The organism is Curtobacterium sp. BNK-1 (genome assembly GCF_048685235.1).
GTDB classification, from domain to species: Bacteria; Pseudomonadota; Gammaproteobacteria; order Enterobacterales; family Enterobacteriaceae; genus Pantoea; species Pantoea agglomerans.
Genome location: NZ_JBLQTJ010000001.1, coordinates 717,774 through 737,598, shown reverse-complemented (window position 1 = coordinate 737,598; position 19,825 = coordinate 717,774). Strand labels below are relative to the sequence as shown.

The 19,825-nt window shown below is 55.9% G+C and carries 21 protein-coding genes; 9 read left to right on the top strand and 12 right to left on the bottom strand.

Annotated elements, in window-relative coordinates; genetic code table 11:
- Positions 1-39 precede the first annotated feature (39 nt).
- A complete protein-coding gene (locus ACMGGP_RS03315; RefSeq protein ID WP_010255391.1) occupies positions 40-1,404 on the top strand; it encodes an MFS transporter in 1,365 nt (454 codons plus the stop codon).
- A 684-nt stretch (positions 1,405-2,088) separates the two neighbouring features.
- Here ACMGGP_RS03315 and ACMGGP_RS03310 read toward each other — a convergent pair.
- Entirely contained in the window at positions 2,089-2,580 is a 492-nt protein-coding gene (locus ACMGGP_RS03310) for a YajQ family cyclic di-GMP-binding protein (protein ID WP_003852530.1), read from the bottom strand.
- A 135-nt stretch (positions 2,581-2,715) separates the two neighbouring features.
- On the opposite strand from ACMGGP_RS03310, the gene panE reads away from it, so the two are divergent.
- Both panE and yajL read left to right on the top strand, forming a co-directional pair.
- Positions 2,716-3,636, top strand: coding sequence for a 2-dehydropantoate 2-reductase (gene panE / locus ACMGGP_RS03305; RefSeq protein WP_033756769.1), 921 nt, complete (start codon positions 2,716-2,718; stop codon positions 3,634-3,636).
- Positions 3,590-4,186, top strand: coding sequence for a protein deglycase YajL (gene yajL / locus ACMGGP_RS03300; protein WP_010671202.1), 597 nt, complete (start codon positions 3,590-3,592; stop codon positions 4,184-4,186). The genes panE and yajL overlap by 47 nt, the downstream gene beginning before the upstream one ends.
- Before the next feature lie 80 nt (positions 4,187-4,266).
- Here yajL and thiI read toward each other — a convergent pair whose 3' ends face one another.
- Positions 4,267-5,715, bottom strand: coding sequence for a tRNA uracil 4-sulfurtransferase ThiI (thiI, locus tag ACMGGP_RS03295; RefSeq protein WP_022626121.1), 1,449 nt, complete (start codon positions 5,713-5,715; stop codon positions 4,267-4,269).
- 235 nt (positions 5,716-5,950) lie between these two features.
- Between thiI and xseB the strand changes: the two genes are divergently transcribed.
- The 4 genes from xseB (at position 5,951) to ACMGGP_RS03275 (ending at position 10,034) form a co-directional block, all read left to right on the top strand.
- Complete coding sequence (xseB, locus tag ACMGGP_RS03290; protein WP_010255382.1) at positions 5,951-6,193, top strand: exodeoxyribonuclease VII small subunit; 243 nt, start codon at positions 5,951-5,953, stop codon at positions 6,191-6,193.
- Complete coding sequence (gene ispA, locus ACMGGP_RS03285; protein WP_010255381.1) at positions 6,193-7,092, top strand: (2E,6E)-farnesyl diphosphate synthase; 900 nt, start codon at positions 6,193-6,195, stop codon at positions 7,090-7,092. The genes xseB and ispA overlap by 1 nt, the downstream gene beginning before the upstream one ends.
- A 19-nt stretch (positions 7,093-7,111) precedes the next feature.
- Positions 7,112-8,977 (top strand): 1-deoxy-D-xylulose-5-phosphate synthase, encoded by a 1,866-nt coding sequence (dxs, locus tag ACMGGP_RS03280; RefSeq protein ID WP_010671199.1) that lies wholly within the window; start codon positions 7,112-7,114, stop codon positions 8,975-8,977.
- A gap of 82 nt (positions 8,978-9,059) precedes the next feature.
- Positions 9,060-10,034, top strand: a complete 975-nt coding sequence (locus tag ACMGGP_RS03275) for an aldo/keto reductase (protein ID WP_010255378.1) — start codon at positions 9,060-9,062, stop codon at positions 10,032-10,034.
- A 64-nt stretch (positions 10,035-10,098) separates the two neighbouring features.
- On the opposite strand, the gene pgpA is transcribed toward ACMGGP_RS03275, so the two are convergent.
- The 6 genes from pgpA to nrdR form a co-directional block, all read right to left on the bottom strand.
- Positions 10,099-10,593, bottom strand: a complete 495-nt coding sequence (gene pgpA, locus ACMGGP_RS03270) for a phosphatidylglycerophosphatase A (protein WP_031293112.1) — start codon at positions 10,591-10,593, stop codon at positions 10,099-10,101.
- Positions 10,583-11,560: a thiamine-phosphate kinase gene (thiL, locus tag ACMGGP_RS03265; RefSeq protein ID WP_010255374.1), complete on the bottom strand. Its 978-nt coding sequence runs from the start codon at positions 11,558-11,560 to the stop codon at positions 10,583-10,585. The genes pgpA and thiL overlap by 11 nt, the downstream gene beginning before the upstream one ends.
- Before the next feature lie 55 nt (positions 11,561-11,615).
- Positions 11,616-12,035, bottom strand: a complete 420-nt coding sequence (nusB, locus tag ACMGGP_RS03260; RefSeq protein WP_010255372.1) for a transcription antitermination factor NusB — start codon at positions 12,033-12,035, stop codon at positions 11,616-11,618.
- Positions 12,036-12,054: 19 nt separating this feature from the next.
- Complete coding sequence (ribH, locus tag ACMGGP_RS03255) at positions 12,055-12,525, bottom strand: 6,7-dimethyl-8-ribityllumazine synthase (RefSeq protein WP_010255369.1); 471 nt, start codon at positions 12,523-12,525, stop codon at positions 12,055-12,057.
- 90 nt (positions 12,526-12,615) lie between these two features.
- A complete protein-coding gene (gene ribD, locus ACMGGP_RS03250) occupies positions 12,616-13,716 on the bottom strand; it encodes a bifunctional diaminohydroxyphosphoribosylaminopyrimidine deaminase/5-amino-6-(5-phosphoribosylamino)uracil reductase RibD (protein WP_498798130.1) in 1,101 nt (366 codons plus the stop codon).
- Between the two features lie 3 nt (positions 13,717-13,719).
- Positions 13,720-14,169 (bottom strand): transcriptional regulator NrdR, encoded by a 450-nt coding sequence (gene nrdR / locus ACMGGP_RS03245; RefSeq protein ID WP_009091750.1) that lies wholly within the window; start codon positions 14,167-14,169, stop codon positions 13,720-13,722.
- 188 nt (positions 14,170-14,357) lie between these two features.
- Here nrdR and lysM point away from each other — a divergent pair, with 188 nt between their 5' ends.
- A complete protein-coding gene (gene lysM, locus ACMGGP_RS03240) occupies positions 14,358-14,795 on the top strand; it encodes a peptidoglycan-binding protein LysM (RefSeq protein ID WP_010671197.1) in 438 nt (145 codons plus the stop codon).
- Positions 14,796-14,811: 16 nt separating this feature from the next.
- Positions 14,812-15,381, top strand: coding sequence for a SadB/YajI family lipoprotein (locus ACMGGP_RS03235; RefSeq protein WP_163850634.1), 570 nt, complete (start codon positions 14,812-14,814; stop codon positions 15,379-15,381).
- Positions 15,382-15,443: 62 nt separating this feature from the next.
- Here ACMGGP_RS03235 and secF read toward each other — a convergent pair whose 3' ends face one another.
- From secF to tgt, 4 genes are read right to left on the bottom strand one after another with little or no spacing between them, the layout of a single operon-like run.
- On the bottom strand, positions 15,444-16,412 hold the full coding sequence (secF, locus tag ACMGGP_RS03230; protein WP_010255357.1) for a protein translocase subunit SecF: 969 nt from the start codon (positions 16,410-16,412) through the stop codon (positions 15,444-15,446).
- Positions 16,413-16,422: 10 nt separating this feature from the next.
- Positions 16,423-18,270 carry a protein translocase subunit SecD gene (secD, locus tag ACMGGP_RS03225; RefSeq protein WP_010671195.1) on the bottom strand — a complete coding sequence of 616 codons (1,848 nt, stop codon included), beginning with the start codon at positions 18,268-18,270 and terminating at the stop codon, positions 16,423-16,425.
- 25 nt (positions 18,271-18,295) lie between these two features.
- The gene (yajC, locus tag ACMGGP_RS03220; RefSeq protein WP_010255353.1) at positions 18,296-18,628 is read right to left on the bottom strand and encodes a preprotein translocase subunit YajC; all 333 of its coding nucleotides are present in this window, start codon (positions 18,626-18,628) and stop codon (positions 18,296-18,298) included.
- On the bottom strand, positions 18,628-19,776 hold the full coding sequence (tgt, locus tag ACMGGP_RS03215; RefSeq protein WP_010255351.1) for a tRNA guanosine(34) transglycosylase Tgt: 1,149 nt from the start codon (positions 19,774-19,776) through the stop codon (positions 18,628-18,630). Before tgt ends, yajC begins: the two co-directional genes overlap by 1 nt.
- Positions 19,777-19,825: the final 49 nt, after the last annotated feature.

Below are 19,825 nucleotides of genomic sequence, written 5' to 3'. Positions count from 1 at the left end.
GCCCCCTAGAATGAATGCAGCACATTAAAAGAGGTTGGAATGAACGATAATAAAATGACTCCGGTGGAGCTGCGCGCCACATGGGGCCTCGGTACGGTCTTTTCCCTGCGCATGCTGGGAATGTTTATGGTCCTGCCGGTACTGACCACTTATGGCATGGCATTACAGGGCGCGAGTGAAACCTTAATTGGCCTGGCAATCGGCATTTATGGCCTTGCCCAGGCGATATTTCAGATTCCTTTTGGTCTGCTCTCCGATCGCATCGGGCGTAAGCCGCTGATCGTTGGCGGACTGTTGCTGTTTGTCCTGGGCAGTATTATTGCTGCCTGCACCGACTCTATCTGGGGCATTATTCTGGGCCGTGCACTTCAGGGCTCAGGCGCGATTGCCGCTGCCGTGATGGCGCTGTTATCCGATTTAACCCGTGAGCAGAACCGCACCAAAGCGATGGCGTTTATCGGCATCAGTTTTGGCGTTACCTTCGCGATCGCCATGGTGGTCGGCCCGATTGTTACTCACGCACTGGGCCTGCATGCGCTGTTCTGGATGATTGCGATTCTCGCGTCGCTGGGTATCGTGATCACTCTGCTGGTGGTGCCATCGGCCTCCCATCATGTTCTGAACCGTGAATCAGGCATGGTTAAAGGCAGCTTCCGCAAAGTGCTGGCTAACCCACGTCTGGTGAAGCTTAATATCGGTATTTTCTGCCTGCACGTCCTGCTGATGTCGAGCTTTGTCGCGTTGCCGGGGCAGTTTGAACAGGCAGGCTTCCCGGCTCCCGAACACTGGAAAGTCTATCTCTCCACCATGCTGATCGCTTTTGCCGGCGTAGTCCCCTTCATCATTTATGCCGAAGTGAAGCGCCGCATGAAGCGTGTCTTTGTCGGCTGCGTCGGGATGATTGTCATTGCTGAGATCGTATTGTGGGGCGCGGAAGGACATTTCTGGACGCTGGTGGTGGGTGTTCAGCTCTTCTTCTTCGCCTTCAACCTGATGGAAGCGATTCTGCCTTCGCTGATCAGTAAAGAGTCGCCCGCAGGCTACAAAGGCACGGCGATGGGGATCTACTCCACCAGCCAGTTCCTGGGCGTGGCCGTTGGCGGCAGCATGGGTGGCTGGGTATTTGGTCATTTCGATGCGCAGACCGTATTCCTGGTTGGCGCGATGGTGGCCGCAGCCTGGCTGTTTGTCAGCATGACAATGCAGGAACCGCCTTATGTCAGCAGCCTGCGCATCGTGCTGAGTGATGCCGCACTGGCCGTGCCGAATCTGGAGCAGCGCCTGAAAGCGCAGCCGGGCGTTAACTCTGTGTTTATCGTGCCCGAAGAGAAAAGCGCCTATATCAAAATTGATAGCAAGGTTACCAGCCGCCCTGAGCTGGAAGCTCTGCTGGGTAGTTGTTAGCTTAAAAAAGTTTAGTGATGACGTCAGCTCGTTTCGCTTCAGGATCGAGCAGGCTCAGGGAACACGGTAAGATCGGAAAGTCGCAAATCCGCCATTCATGGCACGCTCGGCCCGCGCCGTCCCTGGCGCGGGACGCTTTCCTCCTCTGACCGTGCCCCCTGCGCCCCTGAGCTTTTGAGTTGCTGCTAAGTTCCCCCAGGATTTGAATCTGTTAATAGACTCAAATCCAACTCAATCCTGGTTTCAGACAGCTTATAAACTCAAAGCAAGGGGGCCAGCATAGGCTCAACCGCGCCAAACCCGGCACAAGCCTTCTTACAGACAACTCATAAATCCAAGGCGATGGGAGCCTGTGCCTGTAGCAAAGCATCGCGGGCCAGGGACAAAAACGCCGCGAGCGTTTTTGAACAACGCAACGCGTTGGCCCGGCTACGGGCGCACCTCAGGGATGAGGTGCGTAATCGCCCGCGCTGAGCCGCCATGGATGGCGCTTTTGCGGCTTTGCGAAAGGCACAGGCTCCCTGAGCAAGCGCGCGATCGCACAGACGCCCTACAGCTCCCAACTCTCTCCAGAATTTCGACTTGTTTAAAGCGACAGAAGCCCACCCAAACTCAACAACAAAAAACCCGGCCTTAGCCGGGTTTTTATCACTGCATTCATGCTGAAATTCAGCCGGCCCCCGCTTAATCGCGGAAGTTTTTAAACTGGAAGGGCTGCCCCAGATTGCTGCCGCGCACGATTGCCATCGCACCCTGCAAATCATCACGCGCTTTGCCGGTTACACGCAATGCTTCACCCTGAATCTGGGTCTGCACTTTCAGCTTGCTGTCTTTGATCAGCTTCACCAGCTTCTTCGCCACGTCGCTTTCAATGCCTTTTTTCAGTTTGGCATCGACCGCCCAGCTTTTGCCGCTGTGCTCAATCTCTTCCGGCACCTCTAAAGCACCGCCTTCAATCCCGCGCTTCAGTAACTTCTCACGCAAAATATCCACCAGCTGCTTAACCTGAAAATCGGACTCGCTGGTGATTTTGATGGTTTCATTCTTTTCGTTGAGCTCAAACTCGGCGCTCACGTTGCGGAAATCGAAGCGGGTAGACACTTCACGGTTGGCATTTTCCACCGCATTGCGAATTTCCTGCAGATCGACTTCTGAAACGATATCGAAAGATGGCATCTCTTCTTCTCCTGACGCTAAAGTGACATGCATAATACGCGTCTTAAGGTGCTAAATAAAATCAGGCTGCACACAACGCTATAATGAAAGTGTGACAGTAAATAATAGATGGATAGCCCGCCAGCGGGAGGCAGCATGAAAATTACCGTGTTAGGTTGCGGTGCTCTGGGTCAGATCTGGATGACAACCCTTGCCCGCCAGGGACATGAGGTGCAGGGATGGTTGCGGGTGCCGCAGCCCTACTGTTCAGCCAATGTGATTGATCCACAGGGTAACATTTCGAACCGCACGTTTATCGCCAACGATCCGCTGTTTCTGGCAGAAAGCCAGCTGCTGCTGGTTACGCTCAAAGCCCCGCAGGTCTCGCCCGCGGTGAAAAACCTGGAAAGCGTGCTGCCAGAAAACTGCCCGGTGCTCCTGCTGCACAACGGCATGGGGACGCTGGAAGAGCTGAAAGGGCTGACTCAGCCGCTGCTGCGCGGCGTCACCACCCATGCGGCGATGCGCGACGGCACAGTTATTAAACACATCGCCAGTGGCATTACCCACATCGGCCCCGGTAACCGCAAAAGCGCCGCTTACAGCGATCTCGCCGATATCCTGCATCATGCCCTGCCTGATGTCGCCTGGCATGACAACATCCGGGCGGCCTGCTGGCGCAAGCTGGCAGTGAACTGCATCATCAATCCGCTTAGCGTGGAGTATGAGTGCCAGAACGGTGCCCTGCGCGCTTATCCGGAGCAGATCGCGCAACTGTGCGAAGAGATCAGCTGGGTCATGGAGCGCGAAGGTCAGAACGTTGCCAGCGAAAGCCTGCAGGACATCATCTTCGACGTGATTGAAAGCACCGCGGCCAACACCTCTTCGATGCTGCAGGACATACGCGCCCAGCGTCTCACCGAAATCGACTATATCAGCGGTTTTCTGCTGCGCCGCGCCCGGACGCACGGCCTGGTGCTGACGGAGAATACCCGTCTGTATGACATTGTAAAACGCAAGGAGTCCCATTATGACCGCGAACGCATCAGTGCTGGTTTGCCTGGCACATGGCAGTGAAGAAACCGAAGCTGTCACCACCATCGACCTGCTGGTACGCGCCGGGCTGAACGTTGTCACCGCCAGCGTCGAAAGCGACGGCAACCGGGAGATCGTCTGCTCACGCGGTGTTCGTCTGCTGGCTGACGTGACGCTGGTTGAAGTCGCCGACAATGATTTCGCCGCCATCGTCCTGCCCGGCGGCCTGAAAGGCGCCGAAACCTTCCGTGACAGTCCGCTGTTAGTCGAAACGGTACGCCAGTTTCACCTCAATGAAAGGATCGTCGCCGCTATCTGCGCAGCAGCAGGCACGGTACTCATCCCCCACGATCTCTTCCCGGTCGGTAACATGACTGGCTTTCCCGGCTTAAAAGAGACCATTCCGTCAGACAAGTGGATGGAGCGGCGTGTGGTCTGGGATCCGCGCGTCAATCTGCTGACCAGCCAGGGGCCAGGCACGGCAATGGATTTTGCGCTAAAGCTGATCGATCTGCTGGTGGGAAAAGAGATGGCGCGCGAAGTGGCCGCACAGCTGGTGCTGGCTCCCGGCATTTATGACTATCAGGCGTAAACACGCTGAGTTAAAACGATCTGTTTAAGGCAATACAGCCAGTCAGACCTGAACAGGCGCTGACTGGCTCTGAGGCGTCACTACGGGCGGTAGACTTTCACGTTTTTAAAGCCCTGCTCATGCAGATAGAGTGCCTGCAGACGGCTCATCACACCACGATCGCAATAGAGCAACCAGGTCCGGTTCTGATCGAGATCGCCAAATTGCGTACTGAGTTTGTAGAACGGCAGCGACTTCACCTCCGTAGCTTTCAGTGCCAGAGGCTTCTCTTCCTGCTCATCAATAGAGCGGATATCCAGCACCACGTCGTTCTCGCTCAGCAGGGCGACAGTCTCAACTTCAACCACCTCCTCTTCTGTCTGCTCAGCGATGGTACGGATATCGACGTTGGTCGCCTCTTCAATGACCCGATCCAGAATCGTGAAGTCGAAATTCTGCTCTTCAGCCTCGATCTTCTCTTTCACCGCTTTCACGGTCGGGCTTTTTGAGATGACACCGCAATATTCCGGCATGGTGCTGGCGAAATCTTCGGTGCCAATCTCACGGGCAATCCTGATGATGTGCTCTTTGTCATGAGAGATCAGCGGACGCAGAATCAGCGTATCAGAGGCGTTATCAATCAGGCGCAGGTTGGTCAGCGTCTGGCTCGACACCTGACCCACCGCTTCACCGGTAACCAGCGCCTGCACGCCGTAGCGCTCAGCAATCGTCGAGGCGGCACGCACCATCATGCGCTTCAGCACCACACCCATCTGACCGTCATCCACTTTTTCGAGGATCTCACCCACTACCGGCTCAAAATTGATCGCCACGAACCGCACGCGGTGTGAACGACCAAAACGATTCCACAGATAGTGCGCAACCTGACGGACGCCAATCTCATGGGCGGCACCGCCAAGATTAAAGAAGCAGTAATGTACGCGGCTGCCGCGACGCAGCAGCATATAGCTGGAGACGCCGGAGTCAAAGCCACCGGAAATCAGCGACAGCACATCTTCCTGCGTGCCGATCGGGAAACCGCCCAGACCTTCGTAGCGCGCAGTCACCAGCGTCAGACGATTCTCTTCAACTTCAAGATTCACCGTCACGTCCGGGTTTTTAAGCTGTACGCGGGCGCTTTCAATATGCTGATTCAGACCACCGCCAACATAGCGCTCCACATCCTGTGAACTGAAGCTATGCTTACCACGACGCTTAACACGCACGCAGAAGCTCTTCCCTTCAAGGCTGTCGCGATACTGCACTAAAGTCTGTTCAAAGATGTGATGAATATCGGTGTACTCACGATCTTCAACCGCTAAAACGTGATGAATCCCCGGAATGCGCGTCAGCTCATCGGGAATAATGTCCCGCAGCACCGGATTTTTCGAACGCACTTCAATGTGATCCCAGTGACGCACAACGGCGATTTCGTCGCTAACGGTTTTCAGGACGTTGCGGATATTGCTGGCAAGAATCTTGATAAAGCGCAAACGCACCGACGGACTCTTGATGGTGATTTCAGGAAATAACTTGATGATAAACTTCATGGCGGCGACACAGCTTCGTTGGGCAAATAAGTGCTAAAACAGGCAGCACTTAGCTGGTAAAATCACAAAATTGCGGGCTGCAAGGCGCAACCGCATCCGAGGCGCGGGAGTATATCACCTTTGTCAGGTGACTGCTTCTTCATCAGCCGCCGCATTGATTATTTTGCTAATCATAGGGTCTCAGCTACCATGACCGATTGCGAGATAATGTCCCAACCGTGAGTCGACACGAAATATGCCGAAAAAAGCCGAACAGCCAGCCAGCTTTGAAACGTCATTGCAGCAGCTGGAGCAGATTGTCAGCCGTCTGGAAAGTGGTGAACTGCCGCTGGAAGAAGCCCTGAACGAATTTGAGCGCGGCGTGCAGCTGGCGCGGACTGGCCAGCAGACGCTGCAGCAGGCTGAACAACGGGTCCGTATTCTGCTGAACGATGATAAAGATGCCGACCTCACTGCTTTCACGCCGGAAAACAGCTAATGGATTTCGCCCGATTACTCGACGCGTATCAGCAGCAGGTTAACGCCGCGCTGACGCGTTTTATAGAGCCACTTCCTTTTCAGAGTTCTCCTCTGGTGAATGCCATGCATTATGGGGCATTATTAGGCGGTAAACGCCTGCGTCCTTTTCTGGTCTACGCTACCGGCGAAATGCTCCACGCCGACCCGGCGAGTCTGGATGCCCCCGCCGCCGCGGTTGAATGCATTCATGCGTACTCTCTGATTCATGACGATCTCCCCGCAATGGACGATGATGCACTGCGTCGCGGGCAGCCAACCTGTCACATTAAATATGGCGAAGATACCGCGATTCTGGCGGGCGACGCCCTACAGACACTGGCCTTTTCAATTCTGGCCGACCAGGCGATGCCCGGTGTCAGCGCTGAATATCGTCTGATGATGCTCTCTGAACTGGCGAAAGCCAGCGGCGTGGCCGGCATGTGTGGCGGACAGGCGCTTGACTTAGCGGCGGAAGGTAAATCTGTGGATCTGGACCAGCTGGAGCAGATCCATCGTCATAAAACCGGCGCGCTGATCCGTTCAGCGGTACGGTTAGGCGCCTTAACGGCGGGCGATGCTGGCCGGGAAGCCCTGCCGCTGCTCGACCGCTATGCAGAGGCCATTGGTCTCGCGTTTCAGGTGCAGGACGACATTCTGGATGTGATCGGTGACACAGCGGTGATCGGAAAACGCCAGGGTGCCGATCAGCATCTGGGAAAAAGCACCTATCCTTCACTGTTAGGCCTTGAAAATGCCCAAGCTAAAGCGCGGGATTTGTATCAGGAAGCACTTGATACGTTAGAAATGCTCGCTGCGCACTCTTATAACACTACAGCACTGCAGGCGCTGGCGAGCTTCATAATTGAACGCGACAAATAACTTCCATAATGAGTCTCTGATGAGTTTTGATATTGCTAAATACCCGACACTGGCGCTGGCAAACACGGTTCAGGAGCTGCGCGCCCTGCCGAAAGAGAAGTTGCCTGCGCTCTGTGATGAACTGCGTCAGTATCTGTTAGACAGTGTAAGCCGCTCCAGCGGCCATTTTGCGTCGGGTCTGGGCGTGGTCGAACTGACGGTTGCGCTGCATTATGTCTATAACACTCCCTTCGACCATCTGGTATGGGATGTGGGTCATCAGGCTTATCCCCATAAAATTCTGACCGGTCGCCGCGATCGCATCGGTACGATTCGTCAGAAAAATGGCGTACACCCGTTTCCATGGCGCGGCGAAAGTGAATATGACGTATTGAGTGTCGGTCACTCGTCAACCTCCATCAGTGCCGGTCTCGGCATGGCCGCGGCGGCAGAACGTGAAGGTCAGGGTCGTCGTACCGCCTGTATTATTGGCGATGGAGCAATTACCGCTGGCATGGCGTTTGAGGCGATGAACCACGCCGGTGATATCAAGCCGGACATGCTGGTGATCCTCAACGACAACGAGATGTCGATCTCCGAAAACGTCGGCGCGCTGAATAACCGTCTGGCGCAGATCCTGTCGGGTAAAACCTATGCGCGACTGCGCGAAGGCAGCAAGCGTGTGCTGACCAGCCTGCCACCGATCAAAGAGCTGGTAAGGCGCACCGAAGAGCATCTCAAAGGCATGGTAGTGCCGGGTACGCTGTTTGAAGAGCTGGGCTTTAATTATATCGGCCCGGTAGATGGTCACGATGTGCTGACGCTGGTCAATACACTGAGCAACATGCGCAGCCTGAAAGGGCCGCAGTTCCTGCATATCATGACGAAGAAAGGCAAAGGCTACGCCCCGGCAGAGGAAGATCCGATTGCCTGGCACGCCGTGCCTAAATTCGATCCTGCGATTGGCGAACTGCCAAAAAGCGCGGAAGGCCTGCCGAGCTACTCTAAAATCTTCGGTAACTGGCTGTGCGAAATGGCCGCCGACGATCCGAAACTGATGGCGATTACGCCAGCAATGCGCGAAGGCTCCGGCATGGTGGCCTTCTCACGCGAATTCCCGAAACAATATTTCGATGTGGCAATCGCCGAGCAGCACGCCGTGACCTTCGCTGCCGGTATGGCGATTGGCGGCTATAAACCGATTGTTGCTATCTACTCCACCTTCCTGCAGCGCGCCTACGATCAGCTGATCCATGACGTCGCCATCCAGAAACTGCCGGTCCTGTTTGCTATCGATCGCGGCGGTATTGTTGGCGCGGATGGTCAGACTCACCAGGGCGCGTTTGATCTCGCCTATCTGCGCTGCGTGCCGGATATGGTGATCATGACCCCCAGCGATGAAAATGAGTGTCGGCAGATGCTCTACACCGGCTATCACTATCAGGATGGTCCAAGTGCGGTGCGCTATCCGCGCGGCACTGGTGTCGGTACGCCACTGGCTCCGCTGCAGAGCCTGCCGCTGGGTAAAGCCGTGGTGAAACGTCAGGGTGAAAAGCTGGCGATTCTGAATTTCGGCACCCTGTTGCCGGAAGCAGCCGCCACGGCGGAAGCGCTGAATGCGACTCTGGTCGATATGCGCTTTGTGAAGCCGCTGGATGAGGCGCTGATCGCCGAGCTCGCCGCCACGCACGACTCGCTGATTACGCTGGAAGAAGGCGCCATCAAAGGCGGTGCCGGCAGTGGCGTCAATGAGTTTGTCATGGCGAAACGTCTGGCTGTTCCGGTGCTGAACATCGGTCTGCCTGATGAGTTCATCCCGCAGGGTACCCAGGATGAAGTGCGTCATGACTATCTGCTGGACGCGGAGGGCATTCAGCAGCAGATCGCCCGCTGGCTGGCGCAGTAACCTCTCCTCGCTGCGCTCCCCCCTCGGGGAGCGCAACATCCTGCTATGCTAAGACCTTTGCACTTTCGCAGGAGCCTCCACCATGAAAACGATTCAACTGGGTACCACCGATCTGCAGGTGTCACGTCTCTGTCTTGGCTGCATGACTTATGGCGAGCCCACGCGCGGCAACCATGCCTGGACGCTGCCGGAAGCGAGCAGCCGTCCGCTGATCCAGCAGGCGCTGAACGCGGGGATCAACTTTTTCGATACCGCCAACAGCTATTCAGATGGCAGCAGCGAAGAGATCCTGGGCCGGGCGCTGAAAGACTTTGCCCGCCGTGAAGAGATCGTGGTCGCCACCAAAGTCTATTTCCCGCTGACCAATCTGTCACAGGGATTGTCGCGCAAGAATATTCTGCAATCCATTGATGACAGCCTGCAGCGTCTCGGCATGGAGTATGTCGACCTGCTGCAGATTCACCGCTGGGATTATGAGACGCCGCTGGAAGAGACACTGGAAGCGCTGCATGAAGTCGTGCAGTCTGGCAAAGCACGTTATATCGGTGCCTCGTCGATGCACGCCAGTCAGTTTGCTCAGGCGTTGCAGATGCAGTCGGAACAGGGCTGGCATCGCTTTGTCAGCATGCAGGATCAGTACAACCTGATTCAGCGCGAAGAGGAGCGTGAAATGCATCCGCTCTGCCTGCAAGAGCAGATTGCCGTGCTGCCGTGGAGTCCGCTGGCACGCGGTAAGCTGACCCGCCCGTGGGGGGAAAATACCGCGCGTTCCGCCTCTGACAAAGTGATGGCGTCGCTCTATGACAATACCGAAGAGAATGATGCTGTGATTGCAGAGCGGCTGGCGCAGGTGGCGGAAGATAAAGGTGTAACGCGGGCGCAGGTGGCTCTGGCCTGGCTGCTGAGCAAGCCTGCCGTCACGGCACCGATTATTGGTGCGTCGCGTGCTGAGCAGTTTGAGGATCTGGTGAAGGCGGTGGATGTCACGCTGAGTGACGAGGAAGTTGCACTGCTGGAAGAGGTCTATCAGCCGCATCAGCCGGTAGGATTCGAATAAAATCAGAGAAGGAGACGCCCTGCCCGGGCGTCACCTTCTGTCGCGGTGTGAAGAGCCCTGGCAGTTAACCTGCCAGCCAGACCCCAAAGCCATACAGCATGGCAGCGGAAATCACGCCAGCAATAATGTCATCCACCATAATGCCCATGCCGCCATGCACATTGCGGTCAAACCAGCGAATCGGCCACGGCTTCCACATATCAAGAATACGGAACAGCACAAAGCCACCCAGTACCCATTGCCAGCTGTTGACCGGAATCGCCATCAGCGTGATCCACATGCCGATAAACTCATCCCAGACAATACTGCCGTGATCGTGTACGCCCATATCTTTAGCGGTGCGATGGCAGAGATAGACGCCAACGCAGATACCGACCAGCACCACCAGCGAATAGAGATCCTGCGGCAGATAGGTCATCAGCCACCAGAACGGAATGGCCGCCAGCGATCCCATGGTGCCAGGCACGACCGGGCTTAATCCGCTGCCGAAACCGGTCGCCAGCAGATGCCAGGGATTGCTCATCCGCAGGCGACTCTTCGCCACGTCGTTATTTAGCATCAAAGTGATCAAACCCTTTATGACGGAATGTGGCGGGCTTGCCATTATCCAGCAGCGTTAAGCCTTCCGACTCCGGCGCCATCTGTCCGATGCAGGTATAGGGCACGCCCAGGTGACCCAGCGCCACATCGAGCGCGCCGCGATTGACCTCGGGCACCGTAAAGCAGAGTTCGTAATCTTCTCCGCCACTCAGCGCCCAGCGCAGGACCTGCTCAGGGTCGAAATGGTCGCGCAGCGCAGCCGAAAGGGGCAACGCATCCAGATTAAGCCGTGCGCCACAGCCGCTGGCTTTCAGCACGTGGCCGAGATCGGAAATCAGGCCGTCGGAAAGATCCACCGCTGAGGAGGCCAGCGAACGCAGCGCCTGGCCCTGCAGAATGCGCGGCATAGGACGCAGATGACGTTTAATCAGCGCTTCATGCACCGCCGGATCGCTGATGCGGCAGTGATGCTGCAGCAGCGCCAGGCCCGCGGCGCTGTCACCCAGCGTTCCGGTCACGTAAATCCAGTCACCCGGCTTCGCGCCTGAACGTTTCAGGGCGCGGCCCTGCGGCACCAGACCGTGAATCGCCAGCGTCAGGCTCAGCGGGCCACGGGTGGTGTCGCCGCCGACCAGCTGCATGTCGTAATATTCCAGCAGTTCAAACAGGCTTTCGCTGAAGGCAGAGAGCCAGCTCTCATCGACCTGCGGCAGCGTTAAGGCCAGCGTCAGCCACGCAGGGTCGGCGCCCATGGCAGCAAGGTCGCTGAGATTCACAGCCAGGGCTTTGTAACCCAGATCGGCAGGATGGATATCCCGTAAGAAGTGCACACCCGCGACCAGGGTATCGGTGCTGATCGCCAGCGTCTGTTTTTCCGGCACGCTAAGTAACGCACAATCGTCACCGATGCCGAGTTCGACATCACGGCGGCTGCGTGTTCTGCGGTTGAAGTAGCGTGCGATGAGTTCAAATTCACCACAAGACATAATTGCGTTCCGCTTAACCCTTCATGAAAAAAGGCCGGCAAGCCGGCCTTTTTGTTTATTTGCGATTGGGTCGAATTTGTGGACCGGCTTTATCAAGCACGCCGTTAACAAATTTATGACTGTCTTCGGCACCGAAGACTTTCGCCAGCTCAATCCCTTCGTTGATGGCCACTTTATAAGGCACATCATTACGTTTGCTCAGCTCATACAGCGAGATGCGCAGGATAGCTTTTTCTACCTGGCCCAGCTCTTCGAGCTGACGCGACAGATAGGGCTTCATCAGTCCATCCAGATACGCACTGTTGGTCGCCACACCGGACAGCAGTTCGCGGAAGTAGGTAATGTCGACGTCTTTGACGTCCTGTTCCGCCAGAAACTGGTATTCCACATCGGCAATGTCGTTATTCGACAACTGCCAGGAGTAAAGCGCCTGAACAGCGCACTCACGGGCGCGACGACGAGCAGCAGGTTTCACAAAATTCCCCTTACAAAAATCAGGCTTTAATGGCTTTCAATACGTTGATCATTTCGAGCGCAGTCAGAGCCGCTTCAGCACCTTTGTTACCCGCTTTGGTGCCGGCACGCTCAATGGCCTGCTCGATGCTTTCAGTGGTCAGCACGCCAAACGCGACAGGAATCTCGCTGTTCATGGCAACGCTGGCGATACCGGAGCTGGCTTCACCCGCCACATATTCGAAGTGCGCAGTGCCACCACGAATAACCGTACCGAGTGCGATAATCGCATCATATTTGCCGGTGTTGGCCAGCGCGCGTGCTGCCAGAGGCAGTTCGTATGCACCAGGCACCCAGACTACGGTGATATTGTCATCTTTGACCTGGCCGATACGTTTCAGGGCGTCAACTGCGCCATCCAGCAGGCTGTCATTAATGAAGTTGTTAAAACGCGCGATAACGATGGCAACATTGGCCTCAGGCGTTGCAACAGCAGCTTCGATAACTTTCATACTTATCCTTTCAGGGGTTTGGTTGGCCCCGCGCAGGGGGGCGGATTCTATCATACTCTTGGGCGGCGTGCTCTCGCTTTTCCGACCGTGTTATTGTGGTGTCAGGGTCAGGCGTAAATCGTCACCGACCTGGCGGACATCACTGAAACGGAAGGCAGGTGCGTCAGCCAGCTGGCTCAGTCCCGGCAGCTGACACAGCCCGCGTCCTTCATGACCTAACAGCTTAGGCGCCAGATAAACAATCAGTTCATCGACCAGTCCGGCCTGCAACAGGGCACCGGCCAGCGTTGCGCCCGCTTCAACCCAGACGCTGTTAATCTGTCGCTGTCCCAGCAGCATCATCATCGCCACCAGATCCAGCTGCTGTTCGCGCAGCGGAACAGCGATTTGCGTCACGTCAGCGGGCCAGCTCTGCTCATCGGGCTGATGACGCATCAGCCAGGTTTCGCCCGGCTGCGAAATGAGCCGATGCTGCGGCGTCACGCGATTCTGGCTGTCGATAATCACCCGCACCGGCTGACGCAGTTGCTGTTCATTGAGCAGTGCCTGGCTCTCCGCATTGAGTTCAGACCAGCGTACCGTCAGGGAAGGATCGTCCGCCAGCACCGTGGCGCTGCTGCTGAGAATGGCGGCGCTCTGCGCACGCAGGCGCTGCACATCACGACGGGCAGCCGGCGAGGTTATCCACTGACTTTCGCCGCTGGCCATTGCCGTTCTGCCATCCAGTGAGGCACCCAGCTTGAGCTGGATCCAGGGGAAGCCAGTGCGCATGCGTTTGAGGAAACCGCGATTCAGCGCCTCCGCTTCCGGCATCATCAGACCGTGGCTGACCTCGATGCCCGCCTGATGCAGACGGTGCAGTCCGCGCCCCGCCACCTGCGGATTCGGATCCTGCATGGCGGCCACGACACGGGTAACGCCAGCGGCGATCAGCGCATCACAGCAGGGTGGCGTACGGCCATGATGGCTGCAGGGTTCCAGCGTGACATAGGCGGTTGCGCCACGCGCTTTCTCGCACGCCATGCGCAGGGCGTAGACTTCAGCATGCGGTTCACCGGCGCGCTGATGCCAGCCCTCACCGACCACCTCGCCATCGCGCACAATCACGCAGCCCACATTGGGGTTCGGCATCGTCGTAAAGCGGCCGCGTCGCGCCAGTTCCAGCGCACGCGCCATGTAAAGTTCATCCATGGTTTAATCCTGTAACCGGGCGATCTCTTCGCCAAAATCACGAATGTCTTCAAAGCTGCGGTAAACCGAGGCAAAACGAATGTAGGCGACTTTATCGAGCTTCTTCAGCTCATCCATCACCAGATTGCCGATCAGCTTACTGGGGATCTCACGTTCACCGGTGGCACGCAGCTGGGTTTTAATATGGTTTACGGCGCTTTCAACCGCATCGGCGCTGACCGGACGCTTCTCAAGCGCTTTCATCATCCCGCTGGCCATTTTGTCTTCATTAAAGGGTTCGCGCACGTCATTGCTTTTCACCACGCGTGGCATCACCAGTTCCGCCACCTCGAAGGTGGTAAAACGCTCATGACACATCAGACACTGGCGGCGGCGGCGCACCGAAGAGCCTTCACTAACCAGACGAGAATCAATCACTTTGGTGTCCACAGCGGAGCAGAATGGGCAATGCATGACGTTTCCTGACGCGAGAGAGATGGGCCAGACAGTGTAACGCGAACTGCGAATCAACAAAATCTCTTCCGTGCCTTTCCTGTGCCACCACGCACAGCATAAATGATGTTAAATATCAGCGACGGCAAAAGGGTCTACGCTTATAGAGCCGAAAGACGGCGTATATCCACTAACACACTGGAGGTTGTATGGGTCTGTTTAATTTTGTGAAAGAAGCCGGTGAAAAATTATGGGATGCCGTGAATGGCGGCGATGACCAGAATAAAAAGCTGCAGGATCACATCAACAAGCTCGGGTTACCCGACAGCGACAAAGTGGATGTGAAGGTCAATGGCGATACCGTGACCGTGACGGGCGATGGCCTTTCCCAGGAGCTGAAAGAGAAGATTCTGATCGCAGCCGGTAACGTTGCAGGCATCACCAAAGTGGAAGATAAGGTGACCGTGACAGACAGCGCGGCCGAGTCAGAACTTTACACCGTGAAAAAAGGCGACACGCTGAGCGCAATTTCCAAACAGGTTTATGGAAATGCCAACGAATACAACAAGATTTTCGAAGCGAATAAGCCAATGCTCTCTCATCCTGATAAGATCTATCCTGGCCAGGTTTTACGTATTCCAAAATAACGGACAAGGATAACTTATGAGCAGGATGGTTTGGGTTCCGGTGGCGCTCTCTCTGGTGATGCTGAGCGGTTGCAGCAGTAGCGCCAGCAACCCGCAGGTCAGAGAGTTGCATCAGGAAGTGAGTCAGCTTAATCAGCAGATGCAGCACCTGACCACGCAGGCCAGCGCGCTGGAGATTCAGGGGCAGTTAAACAGCCATTCGCAGCAAGGCGCGTGGCTGATCCCGCAGGCGAACACGCCGGTGGCACTGCAAACCCAGCTCGGCACGCTGCGACTGGCGCTCTCGCCTGTCACCGCTGAAGCCAGCGGCTCGCGGGCAACCCTGACGGTACTCTCAATGGACGATCGCCCTTTGCCCGCCCTGCACGCTACGGTGAACTGGGGCGAACTCGATCCGGCAACCGGTAAACCACTGAGTAACGGCAGTCTGAGTCAGACAATAGCGGTCCCTGCCTCGCTGTTGCCCCAGCATTCGGTGAGCATACCGCTGCAACTCAGCGGCCTCACGCCGGATCAATCAGGTTATGTCCGCGTGCATAACGTCACCGGCGACGCACCTGCGCAGACCTCCCCTGCTGCACCCTGATCACAGGTGCAAAATAAAAACGGGCAGCCACATGGCTGCCCGTTTTTATTTCTCTGCGGCGATTAAGGCAGGATAGAAGGCTGATCGGCGCCCTCTTTCTCGACTTTCTGCACCAGCATATGTTCACGCTTCATGCCCAGCTTCAGCGCCAGCGCCGAAGAGACATAAATTGATGAAATCGTACCAATCGTCACACCAATCAGCATGGTCAGTGAGAAGCCTTTCAGCAGCGCACCACCAAACACGAAGAGGATGAGGATCATCGCCAGCGTGGTCAGCGAGGTAATCAGCGTACGGCTTAACGTCTGGGTCAGTGACACGTTAGTAATATCGTAAGAGCTGCCGCGACGGATCTTGCGGAAGTTTTCACGAATACGGTCCGACACCACGATTTTATCGTTAAGCGAGTAGCCAATCACCGACATCAGTGAGGCAACAATCGTCAGGTCGATTTCAATGCGGAACAGCGCCAGCAGGCCGCAGGTGATGATCACGTCATGCGCCAGCGCCAGCACGGTACCCAGCGCCAGACGCCACTCAAAGCGAAAACCGATGTAGATCAGAATCGCAATCAGCGCGGACAACAGCGCCATCGCACCCGCCTGCGCCAGGTCGCTGCCCACACTCGGACCCACGAACTCAATGCGCTTAACGGTAGCATTCTGCTGGGTGGTCTGGTTAATCACCGACACCACTTTATTGCCTAACTCGGTGCCCGCCGGGCCGGTAACCGGTGCCATACGCACCATGACGTCACGGCTGCTGCCAAAGTTCTGCACCAGCGGCTCGTCAAAGCCCGCTTTCACCAGATCACCACGCAGGACTTCAAGATCGGCCGGTTTTTCCAGCGCGATCTCAATCACCGTACCACCGGTGAAATCGAGGCCCCAGTTAAAACCACGCACACCCACGATAGCAATCGCGGCGAGAATCAGCAGTCCCGAAATGATGAAGGCCAGCTTATCCCAGCGCATAAAGTCGACGACTTTACGCCCGTGGTTCAACTGCTCAATGTTATATTCCTGTGCCACAACGCACTCCTCAGATAGACAGCTTGTTGATGCGTTTGCCACCGTAAACCAGGTTAACAATGGCACGGGTACCGACAATCGCGGTGAACATTGAGGTTGCGATACCAATTGCGGTGGTAATAGCAAAGCCTTTGATCGAACCGGTGCCGACTGCATAAAGAATGATAACTTTGATCAGGGTGGTCACGTTCGCATCGACAATACTGGAGAAGGCGCCTTTATAGCCCTCATGAATTGCCTGCTGAACCGAGCGCCCGTTACGCAGCTCTTCTTTAATACGTTCGTTAATCAGCACGTTGGCATCCACCGCCACCGCTAGCGTTAACACGATACCGGCAATACCCGGCATGGTCAGGGTCGCACCCGGCAACAGCGACATAATGCCGACAATCAGCACCAGGTTAACCAGCAGCGCGCTGGTCGCTATCAGACCAAACTTCTTGTAGAACACCACCATAAACAGGATCGACGCAAGCAGACCCCACAGGCAGGCTTCCAGACCCTGAGTAATATTCTGCTGACCCATCGTCGGCCCGATAGTACGCTCTTCCACAATCTGGATGGGCGCAATCAACGCACCGGCACGCAGCAGCAGCGAGAGCTGACGCGCTTCGTTCGGGTTATTGATACCGGTGATACGGAAGCTGTTCCCCAGACGAGACTGGATATTAGCGACGTTAATCACCTCTTCCTGTTTCACCAGAATTGAACGGCCGTTGGCATCTTTTTTACCACTGTCTTTGTACTCCACAAACAGGGTCGCCATCGGCTTGCCGATGTTGTCCTTAGTGAAGTTCGACATGATGTTACCACCTGCGCCATCCAGTGAAATGTTCACCTGTGGCTGGTTGTACTCATCCATGCTGGAAGTCGAGTCGGTGATGTGGTCACCGGTCAGGATCACCCGCTTGTAGAGTACTACCGGCTGGCCATCACGCATGTCTTTAACTTCAGAGTCACCCGGCACACGACCACTGGCCGCTGCGGTTGGATCGACGCTGGTGTTCACCAGACGGAACTCCAGCGTCGCCGTCGCACCCAGAATCTCTTTGGCGCGTGCCGTATCCTGAATACCCGGCAGCTCAACTACGATGCGATCGGAACCCTGACGCTGTACCAGCGGTTCGGCCACGCCCAACTGGTTCACACGGTTACGCAGAATAGTAATGTTCTGCTGAACCGCATATTCACGCGCTTCGCTGAGACGGGCATCGCTCATGGTGGCACGCAGAGCATCGCTGCCGCTGCTGTTGATCACCAGATCCTGATGACGCGAGGTCAGCCAGGAGATCGCCGCATCGCGGCTGGCTGCGTCACGGAAACGAATTTCCACGCCGTAGTTCGCGATTTTGTTGACGGTGGTGTAAGGGATACTTTTGGTGCGCAGGTCGCTACGCAGCGAGTCAGCATTCTGCTCCTGCAGTTTGCCGAGTGCGGTGTCCATGTCCACTTCCATCAGGAAGTGCACACCACCACGCAGATCGAGACCGAGTTTCATCGGTTCTGCTGACAGCATCGACAGCCAGCGAGGCGTGGCTGGCGCGAGGTTCAGCGCAACAACGTAGTTTTCACCCAACGCTTTCATGATCGCTTCACGGGCGCGTAACTGCACATCCGTATTATTGAAGCGCGCGGTAATCGCACCATTTTCCAGCGCAACAGATTTGCTCTGGATATTGTCTTGTTTTAATGCGGACTGAATTTGATCCAACGTCTGCTCACTGGCGGCGCTTCCGCGCGCACCAGTGATTTGAACGGCCGGATCCTCACCATACAGGTTGGGAAGCGCATAGAGCAGGCCGACGAGAATCACGACGACCAGCATCACGTACTTCCACAAAGGATAACGATTTAACACGGCAGTTCCCTTAGGGAAGAAAGAATTACAGCGCCTTGATAGTGCCTTTAGGCAGCACGGCGGCGACGAAATCACGTTTAATGACGACTTCATTGGTGTCATTCAGCGCGATAGCTACGTAGCCCGTGTCAGAGACTTTTGTTACGCGGCCTACAAGGCCACCGCTGGTCAGCACTTCATCACCCTTAGAGATAGAATCCATCAGCTTCTTGTGCTCTTTCGCACGTTTCTGCTGCGGACGCAGGATCATGAAATAGAAAATCAGACCAAACACCACCAGCATGATCACCAGAGAATACGGACTTCCCTGAGACGGTGCGCCTGCTGCGGCCACGGCGTCAGAAATGAAAAAGCTCATTAAATTTCCCTCATTGATGAATTATCAGACGTTAAAGGCGGAACTTCTTTGCCCGTCCGTTGGTAGAACTCGTTTACAAAGCGCTCTAATTTACCCTCTTCGATGGCCTGGCGTAAACCTGCCATCAGGCGCTGGTAATAGCGCAAATTGTGGATAGTGTTCAGACGCGCGCCCAGTATTTCGTTACAACGGTCGAGATGATACAAGTAGGCGCGGCTATAATTGCGACAGGTGTAACAATCACACTCCGCATCCAGTGGCGCAGTGTCATCTTTGTATCTGGCGTTGCGGATTTTCACCACACCCTCGGTCACAAACAGATGACCATTTCGGGCATTACGGGTCGGCATCACGCAGTCAAACATATCGACGCCGCGACGGACGCCCTCAACCAGATCTTCTGGCTTGCCGACACCCATCAGATAACGCGGTTTATCCTGCGGAAGCTGCGGACAGACGTGCTCAAGAATACGGTGCATGTCCTGCTTAGGCTCACCCACCGCCAGGCCGCCCACAGCGTACCCATCAAAGCCAATCTCTACCAGACCTTTCACCGAGACATCTCGTAAATCTTCGTAAACCGAGCCCTGAATAATGCCAAATAGCGCATTTTTATTGCCCAGGCTGTCAAAACGGTCACGACTGCGTTGCGCCCAGCGCAGCGACATCTCCATCGAGCGTTTGGCGTAGTCCCAGTCCGCCGGATAGGGCGTACATTCATCGAAAATCATCACGATGTCGGAACCGAGGTCATACTGAATCTCCATCGATTTTTCCGGATCGAGGAAGATCGGGTCGCCGTTGATCGGGTTACGGAAATGCACGCCCGCTTCGGTGATTTTACGGATGTCGCCCAGGCTGAAGACCTGGAAGCCGCCGGAGTCGGTCAGGATCGGCCCTTTCCACTGCATAAAGTCATGCAGATCGCCATGCAGTTTCATGATCTCCTGACCCGGACGCAGCCAGAGGTGGAAGGTATTGCCCAGAATGATCTGCGCGCCGGTCTCCTGCACTTCTTCCGGCGTCATGCCTTTAACGGTGCCATAGGTGCCAACAGGCATAAACGCAGGGGTTTCCACCACACCGCGATCAAAAATCAGACGGCCACGGCGTGCGCGCCCATCTGTGGTATCAAGTTCAAATTTCACAAAGCCTCCATCGGAGAAACAGTCCGATGCAGATAACCTTCAGTCGCTC